This is a genomic window from Lewinella sp. IMCC34183 (genome assembly GCF_003390915.1).
GTDB lineage: Bacteria > Bacteroidota > Bacteroidia > Chitinophagales > Saprospiraceae > Neolewinella.
Genome location: NZ_QMEM01000001.1, coordinates 703,883 through 717,754 on the forward strand (window position 1 = coordinate 703,883; position 13,872 = coordinate 717,754).

The 13,872-nt window shown below is 58.8% G+C and carries 14 protein-coding genes; 1 reads left to right on the plus strand and 13 read right to left on the minus strand.

Features of this window, described 5'->3' with window-relative positions; genetic code table 11:
- The first annotated feature begins 21 nt into the window (after positions 1-21).
- The gene (locus tag DQG19_RS02880; protein ID WP_116124704.1) at positions 22-708 is read left to right on the plus strand and encodes a metal-dependent transcriptional regulator; all 687 of its coding nucleotides are present in this window, start codon (positions 22-24) and stop codon (positions 706-708) included.
- Here DQG19_RS02880 and DQG19_RS02885 read toward each other — a convergent pair.
- The 13 genes from DQG19_RS02885 to nrfD all read right to left on the minus strand — a co-directional run bounded on the left by DQG19_RS02885 (position 665) and on the right by nrfD (position 13,773).
- Positions 665-904 (minus strand): hypothetical protein, encoded by a 240-nt coding sequence (locus DQG19_RS02885; protein ID WP_116124705.1) that lies wholly within the window; start codon positions 902-904, stop codon positions 665-667. The genes DQG19_RS02880 and DQG19_RS02885 overlap by 44 nt on opposite strands.
- Positions 905-913: 9 nt before the next feature.
- Positions 914-1,510 (minus strand): DUF420 domain-containing protein, encoded by a 597-nt coding sequence (locus tag DQG19_RS02890; RefSeq protein ID WP_116124706.1) that lies wholly within the window; start codon positions 1,508-1,510, stop codon positions 914-916.
- Positions 1,511-1,512: 2 nt separating this feature from the next.
- Positions 1,513-2,157 carry a hypothetical protein gene (locus DQG19_RS02895; protein ID WP_116124707.1) on the minus strand — a complete coding sequence of 215 codons (645 nt, stop codon included), beginning with the start codon at positions 2,155-2,157 and terminating at the stop codon, positions 1,513-1,515.
- A 152-nt stretch (positions 2,158-2,309) separates the two neighbouring features.
- Entirely contained in the window at positions 2,310-2,726 is a 417-nt protein-coding gene (locus DQG19_RS02900; RefSeq protein WP_116124708.1) for a cytochrome C oxidase subunit IV family protein, read from the minus strand.
- 73 nt (positions 2,727-2,799) lie between these two features.
- Positions 2,800-3,834, minus strand: a complete 1,035-nt coding sequence (locus DQG19_RS02905) for a cytochrome c oxidase subunit 3 (protein ID WP_116124709.1) — start codon at positions 3,832-3,834, stop codon at positions 2,800-2,802.
- Positions 3,835-3,867: 33 nt separating this feature from the next.
- Positions 3,868-4,467, minus strand: a complete 600-nt coding sequence (locus DQG19_RS02910) for a heme-copper oxidase subunit III (protein WP_232826427.1) — start codon at positions 4,465-4,467, stop codon at positions 3,868-3,870.
- Positions 4,467-5,375, minus strand: coding sequence for a heme o synthase (cyoE, locus tag DQG19_RS02915; protein ID WP_116124710.1), 909 nt, complete (start codon positions 5,373-5,375; stop codon positions 4,467-4,469). Before cyoE ends, DQG19_RS02910 begins: the two co-directional genes overlap by 1 nt.
- 94 nt (positions 5,376-5,469) lie before the next feature.
- On the minus strand, positions 5,470-7,323 hold the full coding sequence (locus tag DQG19_RS02920; protein WP_116124711.1) for a cbb3-type cytochrome c oxidase subunit I: 1,854 nt from the start codon (positions 7,321-7,323) through the stop codon (positions 5,470-5,472).
- Positions 7,324-7,359: 36 nt separating this feature from the next.
- On the minus strand, positions 7,360-8,880 hold the full coding sequence (locus DQG19_RS02925; RefSeq protein ID WP_116124712.1) for an OmpA family protein: 1,521 nt from the start codon (positions 8,878-8,880) through the stop codon (positions 7,360-7,362).
- 123 nt (positions 8,881-9,003) lie between these two features.
- Positions 9,004-10,647: a hypothetical protein gene (locus tag DQG19_RS02930; RefSeq protein WP_198661635.1), complete on the minus strand. Its 1,644-nt coding sequence runs from the start codon at positions 10,645-10,647 to the stop codon at positions 9,004-9,006.
- 50 nt (positions 10,648-10,697) lie between these two features.
- The gene (locus tag DQG19_RS02935; protein ID WP_116124713.1) at positions 10,698-11,594 is read right to left on the minus strand and encodes a c-type cytochrome; all 897 of its coding nucleotides are present in this window, start codon (positions 11,592-11,594) and stop codon (positions 10,698-10,700) included.
- A 27-nt stretch (positions 11,595-11,621) separates the two neighbouring features.
- Entirely contained in the window at positions 11,622-12,224 is a 603-nt protein-coding gene (locus DQG19_RS02940; protein WP_116124714.1) for a DUF3341 domain-containing protein, read from the minus strand.
- A gap of 22 nt (positions 12,225-12,246) precedes the next feature.
- Positions 12,247-13,773, minus strand: coding sequence for an NrfD/PsrC family molybdoenzyme membrane anchor subunit (gene nrfD, locus DQG19_RS02945; protein WP_116124715.1), 1,527 nt, complete (start codon positions 13,771-13,773; stop codon positions 12,247-12,249).
- Positions 13,774-13,872 lie beyond the last annotated feature (99 nt).

A 13,872-nucleotide genomic window follows, 5' to 3' on the forward strand; every position in this document is an offset into this window, starting at 1 on the left:
CTTAATTTCTACTTTCGGTCCATGGCATCACCCACCGTGGAAAACTACCTGAAGGCGATCCTGGCGCTGAGCGGACAGCAGGGAACGGTTACCGTCAGTAACCTGAGCGCAACGCTCGGGGTCAGCAAGCCGTCGGCCAATAGTATGGTCAAGCGGCTGGACGAGCAGGGACTAGTGATCTACGAACGGTACCGGCCGCTGCGGCTTACCGAGGCGGGGAGGCGGCAGGCGGCGCTCATCGTACGGAAGCACCGATTGACGGAAATGTATCTGGTAAAGAAGATGGGTTTCGGCTGGGAAGAGGTCCACCCGATCGCCGAGCAGATCGAGCACATCGACAGTCCGGCCCTCTTCGAGCGGATGGATGAATTACTGGGCTCCCCGCATGCGGATCCCCACGGTTCTCCGATCCCGGACCGGGAGGGCAATCTACGCGAGCAGGGGGGCGACCGGCTGAGTGACTGCGGGGCGGGTACGGCCGTAAAGCTGGTGGGCCTGGATCACAGTACGCCGGACTTCCTGACCTACCTCGACTCCAAGCAACTGAAACTCGGGAGCCTGATTACGGTGGAGGAGGTGGAGGCCTTTGACGGAACGGTCACCCTGTCCTACGCGGGCCGCACGGCGGTCTTGCCGCGCGCGACGGCCGAAAAGCTCTTGGTGGCTAGACAATCTCCTCCTCCCGCTTCCGGTTCTTCCACCAGATAAAGGCGATGGCGCCCACGAGTACGTAGGGCATACCGAGCAGGTAAAGAATCCCCTGGTTGAGCCCTTGTCCTTCCGTACCCCCGTTAGCCAGATTGCTTTCGGCGGTGGCTCGACACATAGGGCACTGGGCCAGCAGATCGGTGCCGCCGGCGAGCAGCAGAACCAGGACGAGGCAAATGGGCAGCAGCTTTTTCATGATAGCGGATTAGGGGTAATAGGTACGGAGCATCAGGTAGACAACCGGACCGGTGATGGCTACGTAGAACCACAGCGGCCATACGTACCGGGCCATGCGGCGGTGGAGCATCCATTTGCCGGCGATCGCCCGTACTGTAGTTAACAAAATAAAGGGTAAAAGGATGCCGGCGAGCGTGATGTGACTGATCAGGATAACGAGATACCAGGGGCGGGTACCGCTCACCGCGACCCGTTCGGCGTCGGACAGCACGCCATCGGCATTGGCATCGCCGAAAAGGACTTCGGGAGTGGTGAAGTGGTAGGCAACGTAGCACAGCAGAAAAATCACCGACAAGCCAAGTGCCACCGCGTTGGCGTTGCGGTGCCGGACGAATTTTCCCTGCTTAACGAAGTACAGAGAAAACAGCAGGGCCACGGCGGTAAGGGCGTTCAGGGCAGCGTTGACGGCGGGCAGGAAGCTCACGTCCCAGTCAATGGGAAGACTCACTTCCCGCATCACGAAGACCAGGATGAGCACAACGGCCGAAAATACGTAGGTAGCCGTCTTGAGCCAGCCTTCGCTTTCCGGATAGGTGGTGAGTTCGGGATGGGGCCGTCCGTTCATGGTTACAGTTCTTTACCGCGGTCGAGGATGATTTCCTTTTTCTGGGGAAGAGGGATGATGAGAGATACGAGCTGGACCAGGCCGATAGTTTCGTCGCGGCGGGCGAGGTCGTAGTGCTTAACGATGGTCAGAGAGCTATCGACCAGGGCCACTACCGGCTGGATGCCGGGAGAGTCGTACGTGCCGAGCGGCAGGCGAAAATTCTCGGCCGTTTGCCCGAACGTCCGCTCGTCGGCGCGGAGAAAGCTGATCATCGGGTCGTCGGGCAGGTTGTAGGTATCGGCGAATGCGTCAGCCGCCCGGCTTGCAGAATCGGCCAGAACGATGGTGGTGAAGTAGAGATTCGGACTATCCTGGAACTGCTGGTACAGGCTGTCGAGCATGTGGCCGTACAGTCGGGTACCTTCCTCCTTGGTCGGATCGAGCCACCCCACTACCGTCATTGCCCCACGCAACTGATCCGGCAGCTGTCCCCGAACCGGCGTAAGGCGGTAGAGGTCGGGCATGGTGCCGTAGTCACCCTGGGTGAGGATCGCGTCCCGACGGTAGTTGGACCCCTGCCGCAGGTACAGGAACGAAATCAGGGGAAACACCACAAGCAATAGCAGCAGGACGCCCGAGTTCAGGAGTTTCTTCTTACCGGTCACGGAATTTGCTTTGTTAGATAACGCGGGGGAAGCGGCACGGATGCGTGACCTCGGAATTATGACGCCCAGGTGAGAAGGCGCCGGCCGGTACGACAAAGGTCCGGGCACGTACCGAGCCCGGACCTTTGCCGTACTGCAATGACGGTATCCGTTTAGCAATCCAGCTCCAGCCGGAGAACGTCATGGGCCAGGCCGACGTCCCCGCCCTGGGGCACCTGCAGGGAGTTCTTGTACAGTACCTTCTCACGCTTTTCGCGCCAGGCATCACCTTCATTGAAGAAGGCGATCAGGGCCCAGATGAGCAGCATGGTGGGTAAGAGTACGGTCATGGCGAGGCCCTTGACCTCGTAGCCCATGTGCATGAACTCGTAAATGATGAAGTACGCCTTATATACCGAAAGGCCGATGATGGCGAGGGAGGCAACGTAAATGAGCGGACGGATACTTTCCGCGAACTCGGCAGCCTTGAGCAGCGAGAGAAGAACTTCCGCAACGGTCACCGCCGCGAGCAAACCCAGCCCTTTCCAGACGGCGCTTTTGGACTCTTCGTAACTAAGGTGTTGTGCCATGGGGAGATAATTTAGACCCGCCGGGCGGGAAGGTATGCGATGGATACGGGGCCGGATACGGCCCGGACAGCTATTAGAGGAGGTAGAATACCAGGAATACGAACACCCATACGAGGTCGACGAAGTGCCAGTACAGGCCAATCTTCTCCACCATCTCGTAGCCGTTCATCCGGGCGACGTAGACGCCACTGCCGGCATTGATGAGGATGATGAGCAGGAAGATAACGCCAGTGGCCACGTGAAAACCGTGGAAGCCGGTAATGCCGAAGAAGAGGGCACCAAAGGCCGAGGGGCCGAACTCCTGGGTACGTACTACCAGGTCGCCGGAGAGCTCGTCGGTCACTACGTACTTGCGGTGGATGAAGGGCTTCGAATCCGGATTTACCGTACCGTCGGCCTGCAGGCCGTCGACCACGTAGCCCGGGTAGTCGCCGGGGGTCGTGGAATAAGAGAAGTGATCCGCGCCTGCGGTGTGCTGGGTGCCGCCGGGATCGGCTTCTTCCTCACCGTGGCTTTCACCCGCCACGTGCAGCAGGTAGGTTTCGCCCTCGACTACTTCCTCCTCGGTGGGTTCGCCGGTTTCAGGATCCAGGTAGAAGCCGTTCTCCGTATAGGTACCGAAGGGGTTGGTGGTGACGGTCATATTTTCCCGCACGATTAGGTTCGTCCATTCCCAGGCCTGGCAACCGAGGAAGCCCGCACCGCCGATAACGGTAAGCAGCATCCAGAAAACCACGCCGCGCTTGTTTTCGCGGGCGCCTTCCTGAACGGCCCGGACCATGGTACCTGAGCTGATGATCAGCAGGAATGACATGAAGGTCACGAAGATGAGCGGTGCCTCATTGTTGGGAAACAACTCGTTGATGCCGAACGGCGCGGTGGCAAATACCTTATCGGGTACCGGCCAGCTGGGGCTGCTGAATCGCAGGGCGCCGTACGAAATCAGGAATCCGGCGAACGTAAAGGCGTCGGACAGCAGAAAGTACCACATCATCAGCTTTCCGTAGGACGTACGGAAAGGCTTGCGGTCGCCGCCCGACCAGTCGTTATTCAGTTCGGGCTTCTGGTCTTCCGCGATGATGATATCCGTATCTCTTTCTTCGGTCATATCGGTGTCGTTGATAAAGTATGAGTGGTAAGCCTAGCGTTGCAGGCTCAGGAAAACGATAAGGTAGATCCACAGCACGTCTACGAAGTGCCAGTAGATGATGGTCAGTTCGAGCCGCAGCTGGCGTGCGGGTGTTCGCCGCAATTTCAGCACGAAAGCAAGAACGAGCGCGACGGCCAGCGCCGCCAGTCCCCCCACTACGTGCAGGGCATGCAGCCAACTGATCGCGTACACGAAATCACCCGCCGGGTTGATCTTGAGCGGAACGCCCTGTGCGGCCAGTTCCTCCCACCCCAGGTACTGCATCACGAGGAAGGCAATACCCAAGACGAAGCTCAGCGAGAGCAAAATCTTGTACGCATTTGCGGCCTCCCGTTTGAAGGCCCCGTATGCAGCGTGCAAAGTTAGGCTACTGACGAGGATGACCAAAGTGTTGACGTAGAAAATGGTTGGGATAGAAAATTCCAACCAGTTTCCCGAGGCGCGACGTACGATGTACGCGCTGGTCAGGGCAATGAACATCATGACCAGGCTCCCCAGTCCGATGTACATGACCATTTTGAGCGGATGCAGCTTGCTGCGGCGGGTTACCGCCGCAAGTTGCTGATCCGCGGTTGTTTGTATTGCACTCATTACATAAAGAATTTACCCGCCCAGTAAGCCGTGAAAACCAGCGGCAGATAGGCGAAGGAAAAGAACATCATCCGGAGTGCCGTCGACCGCTCCGGGCGACGATAAAATTGTACGGCGTAGTAACAGAAAGCGGCCCCGCAAACGACCACGAACCCGGCAGCCCCGGCGGAGGTGATTCCCAGGAGATAGGGAATGACACCCAGCGGAATAAGTGCCGCAGCTGCCAGTACGGCGTCCCGCCCGAGTTGCCGGGCGTCCACCTCGCCATCACGTTCGGGAACCAGCCGGAATCCCGCCTTGCGGTAATCCCTGGCGCCGAGAAAGCCGATAGCGTAAAAGTGGGGTAACTGCCAGAAGAACTGCAGGGTGAAAAGGGTAATCCCCAGGGTCGTGATGGATCCCTCCGCCGCAGCACAGCCGATCAGGGCTGGGAGGGCGCCGGGTACGGCACCTACCGCTACGGCGACGGGGCCTACCCGCTTCAGCGGAGTGTACACGAAGGCGTAGCTCATCAAAGACACCATACCGAGCACGGCCGTCCAGGGGTTGAAGAGTGCCAGCAGGGCAATGCCGCCCAGGCTGGAGAAACCGGCAAGCAGGAGTGCTTCGCTGGTGGACATCCGCCCCTCGGCCAGGGGCCGACGGCGGGTCCGCTCCATCTGCCGGTCGTAATCCTTCTCGAGGATTTCGTTCAGGATATTCGCGGCGGCCGTGGTCAGAAAACCGCCGGCGGTCAGGACCGCGACGGCCCACCAGCTCACTCCGGTACCCGAGAGGGCGACCAGGTAGGCCAGCACCGAAGACAGGACAACGGTAATGGAAAGCCGGAACTTCACCAGAGCCGCCAGATCGGCGAGCCGTGAAGTCTGTTCGGCAACCTCTACCCGACTTGTGGATGATGCTTTCATGGGGAGTAAAAAACAACCCGTAATTCGCGGCGACGGGCCTCACGAATTACGGGTCGCCAAGGGTACGCGCAAGCGCGCACCGGGTAAGAGTTAATTAGTGGTCGGTCGTTTCGCCTTCCATGGTCGGCTGCATCTGGGAGATGTTGTCGATACCGTCTTTGCTGTAGTCATAGGCCCAGCGCTGTACGGTAGGAAGCTTGCCCGGCCAGTTGCCGTGGCCCACCTCGATGGGGGTCGTCCACTCCAGGGTGTTGGCCTGGTAGGGGTTCTTGGTGGTCAGCTTCTTGCCGCGCCAGATGCTCCAGAAGAAGTTGATGACGAACAGCAGCTGGAAACCGAAGGTCAGGATGGCAGCGATCGTGATGAACTTGTTCATACCATCGAAGTGACCGAAGGTCTGGAAGCTGTCGAAGCTGTAGTAGCGGCGCGGTACGCCGGCCATACCGAGGTAGTGCATCGGCCAGAAAACGCAGTACGCACCGATGGTGGTACCCCAGAAGTGGATCTTACCGAGGGTACCGTTCATAAAGCGACCGTACATCTTGGGGAACCAGTGGTAGATGCCCGCGAACATGCCGAAGAAGGCAGCAACCCCCATCACGATGTGGAAGTGAGCAACTACGAAGTAGGTGTCGTGCAGCTGGATGTCGAGCGCGGAGTTACCGAGCCAGATACCCGTAAGACCTCCAGAGATGAACATCGATACGAAGCCGATGGCGAACAGGCTGGCGGGATTGTAGCGGATGTTACCCCCGTACAGCGTGGCGATCCAGTTAAACACCTTAACCGCGGAGGGAACGGCAATGATCAGGGTGAAGATCACGAAGAAGTTGGCAATGAAGGGGTTGATGCCCGACATGAACATGTGGTGAGCCCATACGATGAATGCCAGGAAGGCGATCGCAAGGATCGAAAACACCATCGCCTGGTAGCCGAAGATCGGCTTGCGGCTGTTGACGGCCAATACTTCGGATACGATACCGAAGGCCGGCAGGATGATGATGTACACCTCGGGGTGACCCAGGAACCAGAACAAGTGCTGGTATAGGATCGGGCTACCGCCTACGTGATCGAGCGCCGCACCACCGATGTAGATATCGGAGAGATAGAAGCTGGTACCGATACCACGATCGAGCATCAGCAGGAAGAAGGCGGAGGTAAGTACGGGGAAGGAGAGCAGACCGAGAATGGCCGTCACGAAGAAGGCCCAGATCGGCAGCGGCAGGCGCCACATGCTCATTCCCTTGGTGCGCAGGTTAAGTACCGTGGTGATGTAGTTGATACCCCCCAGCAGCAGGGAGACAACGAGCAGTACCAGCGAGATAGTCCACAGGGTCATACCAGCACCCGAACCGTCCATGGCCTGGGGAAGGGCCGACAGAGGCGGATACGCTACCCAACCGCCGGCGAAAGGGCCGGTGGACAGGAACAGCGAGGCGAACATGATGGTACCGGAAACGAAGAAGAACCAGTAGCTGAGCATGTTCAACAGCGGCGAGGCCATGTCGCGGGCACCAATCATCAGGGGGATCAGCAGGTTGCTGAATGTACCGGACAGACCGGCGGTAAGCACGAAGAAAACCAGGATGGTGCCGTGCATGGTCACCAGGGCGTAGTAGAAGTCCTGAGCCAGGGTTCCTACTCCTTCGGCGTTAACGGTAATCCACTTGCCGAGCAGCGGCTGAAGCCACGCAAGGCTCTCCTCGGGGAAGCCGAGCTGCATCCGGAAGATGAGCGACATTACGGCACCGATGATGGCCCAGAACATTCCCGTGATCAGGAACTGCTTGGCGATCATCTTGTGATCCATGCTGAAAATGTAGTGAGAGATGAAGTTCGACTGATACTTATCCCCGTGGTGGTGCTCGTGGAAGTGATCGTCGTAACCAAATTCCTCAATCAGTGCTTCGTCGCGTTTCAGCGGGGCCGTAATAACTGCTGTAGCCATGGAATTTAGATTGTAGGTATTTCTTTAAAGGATAGCTTACTTGGAGGAGAGAGCCGCATTTTCGGGTATGGCGATCTCTCCTTCTGTAATATACATTTCGATGCCAGAGTTGCGGGATTCCCCGGGGTTTCCACCCATTGTGGTCATCGGCCGACTGGAACCGTAGCCGCGGCTGCGCAGCCGGTCAGCTTCAATGCCGTTTTCAATGAGATAATCCCGTACAGCCTGTGCACGCTGGTCACTGAGGCTGATGTTAGCAGCTTCGTCGGCGGCGTTTCCGGTTTCGTAGCCCATGAGGACGACACCGGCATTCTCGTTGCGCTCCAGGTAGGAAAGCAGATCGTCTAGCTGGTACTCGGAATCTCCGCCAAGGGTAGCCGTACCTTCCTCGAAGGTCACGTAATCCAGGGTAAGGTAGTTGTCCTCGTCGCTCGAAGTGCCCATCGCGGTGGATACCGCCTGATTGAAGTCGGTGCGGCGCTGCTTGACGTCGGCCATGAACATGGGATCGTCCTTGGTGCCCTTTACGCTGGTTTCATAGTACGACTCCTGCTGTGCGTACCAGGTGTCGAAATCATCCTGCTCGAGGATGTTGACGGTACGCGCCATGGAATAGTGGCCGATGCCACAGAGCTCGGCGCAGGCCAGTTCGAAATTGCGGGTCTCCCAGAGTTGCTTGCCTTCCGTTTCCGGGTCGGGCAGCTGGTACTCGGGGTATTCAGAAAGACCCTTCCGCCACTCCTTGGTAGTGGTGCGGGGGGTGAAGACGAAATAGGTGGGCAGGCCGGGAACAGCGTCCATCTTGACGCGGAACTGGGGCAGGTAGAAATCGTGAAGGACGTCCTGGGCGGTGATCCGCACGCGGACCTTCTGATCGACGGGAAGCGTAACGTCGTTGATCTGAATATCGTCCCAGCTCTTCGGGTCGGTGTAGTCTACGCCCAGGGGGTTGGCACCCGTGATCAGGCGAAAGTCCTTGCGGCCCAGCAGACCGTCGGGTCCGGGGTAGCGCATGGCCCAGGCAAACTGGTAGCCGGTGGCCTCGATCTCCATGTAGTTGTCGTCGTCGCCTACGTCGCTCATGATGGTGTTCCAGGCATCCAGTCCACCGACCACCAGAAAGGTCATTACGATGGCGGGGATACCCGTCCAGACCAGCTCCACCGTATTGTTGTGGCTCAGGTACTGCGCCTTGTGGCCTTTGCGGCTGCGGAACTTGTAGGCGTAGTAGAACAGGGCAATGTGGGTGAGGATGTAGGCGGAGTAGGTGACGCCGAGCGTCCACTTCATCATGCTGTCGATTTCGGCACCGTGCTCCGAAGCGGAGGCATTGGGACCGAATCCGAGGATGTAGTTTTTGTAGTAGAGCGCGGAGGCACTGGTGATTACCAGCAGGGCGATCATGAAGAACATGAGCCCCCGACCGGTAGCGGCCGTGGCTTTTGCTTCCACTTCCTCGCTGCCGCGCAGGCGCTGGGCCAGGTCACGGACCCGGGCCACCTGCACGATGATGAGCAGGAGGAGCGCAATGCAAAGTAAGACGATCAACGTAGTCATTCCGGTTAATTAGCTTCGTTCGTACCACAGACCGGCGTTTCCGGCAGCAGCTGTAAAGTTAACGAGTGGTAAGATTCTTGGTTACGCCCGAACACACTGTTTAGACTGAGTCTAGACAAGTGCCTAGGTGTGGTGGTGGATACTTTCCTCCAGGTAGGGGTCGTGCTTGGGTACCAGGCGGTAACGCGCCAACTGAGAGAGGACGAAGTAGAGGAAGCCACCCAGGAACCCTAGGAAGATACCGATTTCCAGCAAGCCGGGAAGGGTGAAGCCCGATTTATAGCCCAGCGTATGCAGTGCTTCGCTGTGCCCACCGGCTACTTCAAGGTGACCCTGCATTTCGGTTTCTTCGACGTTCTCCTCCTGGATAAACTTGTTGGGTTCGAAGACATCAGCATCCGTGCGGTCGGCCGCGGTGGCCAGGGCCTGCGTTCCGGTGCTCCGGGTCTCGGGGGTACCGCCGCGGAATTCGTTCGCTACCGGAATACCGCTGTCCGTCTCCGAGGCATCGAAGTGGACGTTGTCGTTGTCAAACGAGTCATCGGTACCTGCGGTCTGCTCCAGGTTGTCCCCCTCGCTGACAACCTCCCCCGCCGCAAGGGCGGCGGTCTCGTCGCCGTCGTGGCCTTCGGCGTGCTGATCGTGTCCCATCACCGCCGTATCCTCACCATGGGCCTCACCCACGCCGTGGCCGCCCTCGTGGGCTTCCATTTCGATCAGCGTCAGGCGGGCACCGGGCTTGATCATGTTGAAAAAGTCGAGCCAGTGGCCGAAGAAGACCAGGGCCGAGGCAAAGAAAAGGGTACCCATCTTGCGCTTGGTGTCGTTCCGCATCAGGATGAGGAAGGGCAGTACGAAGTTGATGCCTAGGTTGGCCCAGAACAGGACGGGATAATTGTCCATCCGCTCCCGGAAGTAGATCGTCTCCTCCCCTACGTTGGCGTACCAGATGAGCATGAACTGGCTGAACCAGAGGTACGTCCAGAAGATCGAGATCGCGAAGAGGTACTTGCCCAGGTCGTGGAAGTGCTCGGCGTTGACCCCCGGGTAGTAGCCACGGCTCTTCAGGTAGATAAGCAGCATGATCGTCAGGGCAGTCATGGCTACAAACAGCGAAGCGGAAGCATACCAGGCGAACATCGTGGAGTACCAGTGGCTGTCGATCGACATGATCCACTGCCAGATCAGGGCGGCACTGGTGAAGCCGAAGATCGGAAGGAAGATCGCGGCGTATACCTTGTACTTGCGGAAGTAGCTGAAGGTACTGTCCTTATCGTCGGCGTCTTCGGCCAGGCTCAGGTTGCGGATCTTGCCGAGCAGGAAGTACCACAGTCCTACAAATCCGATGGTTCCGAAGGTGTACCAGTACTTATTGAGGAAAGAAGATTTGTGGGTCAGGATCGCGTCCTCCATCACAGCGGCCTCGTCGTTCCAGTGGTACAGGTGGTGACTGTGCAGCCAGAGACCTACGATGATCACGCCCATCAGGAAGAGTCCCGGCAGCAGAAAGGAAGAGAAGCTTTCCCACACGCGCTTGAACTGGACGAACCAGCCGGCATAGGCGGTCGTAAAGGCGGCCAGCGCAAAACCGGCGATAGCCCCGATGCCCAGGAAGAACACGGTGTTGTGGAGGAAATTGGTCCAGAACCGCATGTGGTGGCCTTCGCCGCCGTCCACGAAGTAGCTGATGATCAAGCACACCAGGCCCACGCCCATGAGGGCTAGGTTAGTGGTCTTGGCGCGGGAAGAGAATACAAAGTTCTCCATGGGGAGTATTCGGTTTTGCGGAGCCTGAGCGCCGCCAATGGGAAGTTGCTTTATTTCTTGCGGAGCGTGGGGCTGGTCGTACCCCCCCCGGCGTCGGTCATCAGTTCGCCATCTTCGGCGGCCGGAGCTTGCTGGGCCAGTGGATCGATCTCACCGGAGGGCGTACCTACCGCGGGATTGAAGGTATTGACCGTCGGGCTGTACTCGGTGCCCGTCTCCTTGGCCTGTAGCGTACGGATGAAGTGGATCACCTGCCAGCGCTCCTCGTAGTTCATCTTATCGGCGTAGGCCCCCATGACGTTGTAGCCATACATGATGGCGTGGTAGTACCGGCCGTTGGAGGCTTCGAGGAATTCCGGGCGCAGGAAGCTCGCGGGTGCTGCGGGATATTTCGCCTGGGGGTTCTTGTCGGTATCGTAGATGTAGCCCAGTCCGTCACCGGCCTCGCCGTGGCAGATGGCGCAGAAGATGCCGTACAGGTTGGCGCCGGTGGCGAGTCCCGCTTCCGTGATGGGGAAGGGGTTGGTGGAGTTGTCGGCCAGGGCGGCTTCCCGTCCTTCCGGCGTGTCGTCGTAGTAGTACGGGACGTGGCCGTTGGTGGGGATGGCAATGGCGTTCATATGGTCTCCGTCGACGATGCTGCCACGCATGCTTTCGGCCTCGTCGAGGTTGGTGGGCGGCTGCATGCCGGGCGTGTAGCTGCCGGCGTATCCGCGGGGTACGGTGCCCTCTACGGTGTACTTGGGGTAGGCCAACTCTCCGAGTTTGACGGTAGACCGGTCATTCCAGGTATTGTAGTAGTAGTAGTTGTACGTGTTCGCCTCCATAGCCACCGAGTGTGCCATATCGGGCATGTACTCGCTGCCGGTGAACTCGCCCTCGGCGTCGCTGCAGGCGGTAAGGACCACCGCAAGGCCGAGCGTCAGGATCAGGTTATGCAATTTCATGCTGAAGGGTTTAGTGGTAGCGCCCGATTAGGCCGCTACCGTTTTTTGGTGCACGGTCTCCACGCCGGTACGGCTGAAGTATTCGCGCAGCTGGTCCACTTCCGAACGGCTGCGTTCGGTGACGTCGAAGGCAATACAGAACTTGTCGTCGGTAATGCGGTCGTGCAGGCGACGCGGCTCGGCGCCGGGGCCCAGGCCGTTGATGATGTAGAACACCGTCACCATACCTACCGCCGAAAAGAGGACGGTGAGCTCGAAGGTGATCGGAATGAAGGCCGGTACCGACCAGTACGGCTTACCGCCGAAGATGATCGGCCAGTCGCGGGTGAAGACCCACGTCATGAAACCGAAGCCAAAGAGACAGCCGATCGTACCGAATACGAAGCCGGCGATGTGCAGGCGGCTTTCCTCAAGTCCCAGCAGGGGATCCAGGCCGTGGACCGGGAAGGGCGTGTATACGTCGTCGATGTCCAGGTGGTCAGCGTTGGCCGCCTTTACGGCATCCAGGAGTTTCACCTCGTCGTCGTAAAGTCCGAAGAGGATATCGCGCTGGCCGGCGGATACGAAGTCCTGGTTGGGCTTCACTGCACCCGCGTCCCCGCCGTCTCGTTCTATTCTGATTGTTGCCATGGTATAATTCGCGTTAAGCGGCTTAGTCTAGGGGTTTGTCGTCTTCTCCGTCGATATCGACCGTTCCGCCGGCCGGGATGTCGTTGACCTCCGGACGGGTGGTCTTGCCGTGGGCCGGGGCGGTGCCTCCCTTGACGGGATGGGGCGTGTGGGGGGTACCGGCATGGGCGTGTGCCAGCGCATTGGGACCGATGTACTGGTCGCCGGCCGTCTTCAGGATACTCTTGATTTCCGCGATGGCGACCACCGGAGCGACCCGGGTGAAGATGAGGAAGAGCGTGAAGAAGAGACCGATCGTACCGATGAAGATGCAGATCTCTACCCAGGTAGGCACGTAGTAGCTCCAGCTGGAGGGCAGGTAGTCCCGCGCCAGGGTGGTGGCGATGATGACGAAGCGCTCGAACCACATACCGATGTTGATGAAGATCGACATGAAGAAGGTCCAGAAGAGGCTGGTGCGCAGGCGGCGGCTCCAGAAAATCTGGGGCGATACCACGTTACACAGCATCATGCCGATGTAGCTCCAGTAGTAGGGACCGAGGACGCGGTTGAGGAAGGCGAACTGCTCGTAAATGTAGCCGGAGTACCATGCGATAAAGAGCTCGGTGAGGTACGCCACGCCGACGATGGAGCCGGTCAGCAGGATCACCTTGTTCATCGACTCGATGTGTTCAATGGTGATGTAGTCCTCCAGGTGCAGCACCTTACGGGCGATCAGCATCAGGGTAAGTACCATCGCGAAGCCCGAGAAGATAGCTCCCGCCACGAAGTAGGGAGGGAAGATCGTGGTATGCCAGCCCGGAATGACCGAGGTAGCAAAGTCAAAGGATACGATGGTGTGTACCGAAAGTACCAGGGGCGTAGCCAGACCGGCCAGAATGAGGGAGAGGCTCTCCCACCGCTGCCAGTGCTTGGCCGAACCGTTCCAGCCGAAGCTAACGACGCTGTAGATCTTCTTGCGCAGGCCCACGGCGCGGTCGCGGACCGTAGCGAGGTCAGGAACCAGACCGGCGTACCAGAACAGCAGCGATACCGTGAAGTAGGTCGAGATCGCGAATACGTCCCAGAGCAGCGGGCTGTTGAAGTTCACCCACAATGGACCCCGGGTATTGGGGTACGGGAAGATGAAGATCGCCAGCCACAGGCGGCCCATGTGAATGAGCGGGAACTGACCGGCGCACATGACGGCGAAGATCGTCATGGCTTCCGCGGCCCGGTTTACGCCCGTCCGCCACTTCTGGCGGAAAAGGAGGAGGATCGCGGAGATCAGCGTTCCGGCGTGACCGATACCGACCCACCACACGAAGTTGGTAATGTCCCAACCCCAGTTGATGGTTCGGTTCAGGTTCCAGGAGCCGATACCGATCCAGATCGTCCAGGCCACGCTGAAGGCGAACAGCCCCAGACATATGACCGAGATGATGAAGGTGACCACCCACGACAGCGAAGGCGCCGTCTCCGTTGGCCGGCAGATGTCCTCCGTGATCTGATGGTAGGTCTTGTGACCCGTGATCAGCGGCTGGCGAACCGGTGCTATATGTCCACTCATAGGGATGTGCAATTTTCGATTTACGGGCTGTTGGTCCGGAAGCCCCGGCAGCTAAAGCAAATCGGTTCAGTTGTTGTTGCGGGTTCTTAATTTAAATCG

Excerpts from the sequence above, each read along its gene's own strand:
- DQG19_RS02880 (WP_116124704.1), top strand. The coding sequence starts at position 22 with ATGGCATCACCCACCGTGGAAAACTACCTGAAGGCGATCCTGGCGCTG.
- DQG19_RS02885 (WP_116124705.1), bottom strand. The coding sequence starts at position 904 with ATGAAAAAGCTGCTGCCCATTTGCCTCGTCCTGGTTCTGCTGCTCGCC.
- DQG19_RS02890 (WP_116124706.1), bottom strand. The coding sequence starts at position 1,510 with ATGAACGGACGGCCCCATCCCGAACTCACCACCTATCCGGAAAGCGAA.
- DQG19_RS02900 (WP_116124708.1), bottom strand. The coding sequence starts at position 2,726 with ATGGCACAACACCTTAGTTACGAAGAGTCCAAAAGCGCCGTCTGGAAA.
- DQG19_RS02905 (WP_116124709.1), bottom strand. The coding sequence starts at position 3,834 with ATGACCGAAGAAAGAGATACGGATATCATCATCGCGGAAGACCAGAAG.
- DQG19_RS02910 (WP_232826427.1), bottom strand. The coding sequence starts at position 4,467 with ATGAGTGCAATACAAACAACCGCGGATCAGCAACTTGCGGCGGTAACC.
- cyoE (WP_116124710.1), bottom strand. The coding sequence starts at position 5,375 with ATGAAAGCATCATCCACAAGTCGGGTAGAGGTTGCCGAACAGACTTCA.
- DQG19_RS02920 (WP_116124711.1), bottom strand. The coding sequence starts at position 7,323 with ATGGCTACAGCAGTTATTACGGCCCCGCTGAAACGCGACGAAGCACTG.
- DQG19_RS02925 (WP_116124712.1), bottom strand. The coding sequence starts at position 8,880 with ATGACTACGTTGATCGTCTTACTTTGCATTGCGCTCCTCCTGCTCATC.
- DQG19_RS02930 (WP_198661635.1), bottom strand. The coding sequence starts at position 10,647 with ATGGAGAACTTTGTATTCTCTTCCCGCGCCAAGACCACTAACCTAGCC.
- DQG19_RS02935 (WP_116124713.1), bottom strand. The coding sequence starts at position 11,594 with ATGAAATTGCATAACCTGATCCTGACGCTCGGCCTTGCGGTGGTCCTT.
- DQG19_RS02940 (WP_116124714.1), bottom strand. The coding sequence starts at position 12,224 with ATGGCAACAATCAGAATAGAACGAGACGGCGGGGACGCGGGTGCAGTG.
- nrfD (WP_116124715.1), bottom strand. The coding sequence starts at position 13,773 with ATGAGTGGACATATAGCACCGGTTCGCCAGCCGCTGATCACGGGTCAC.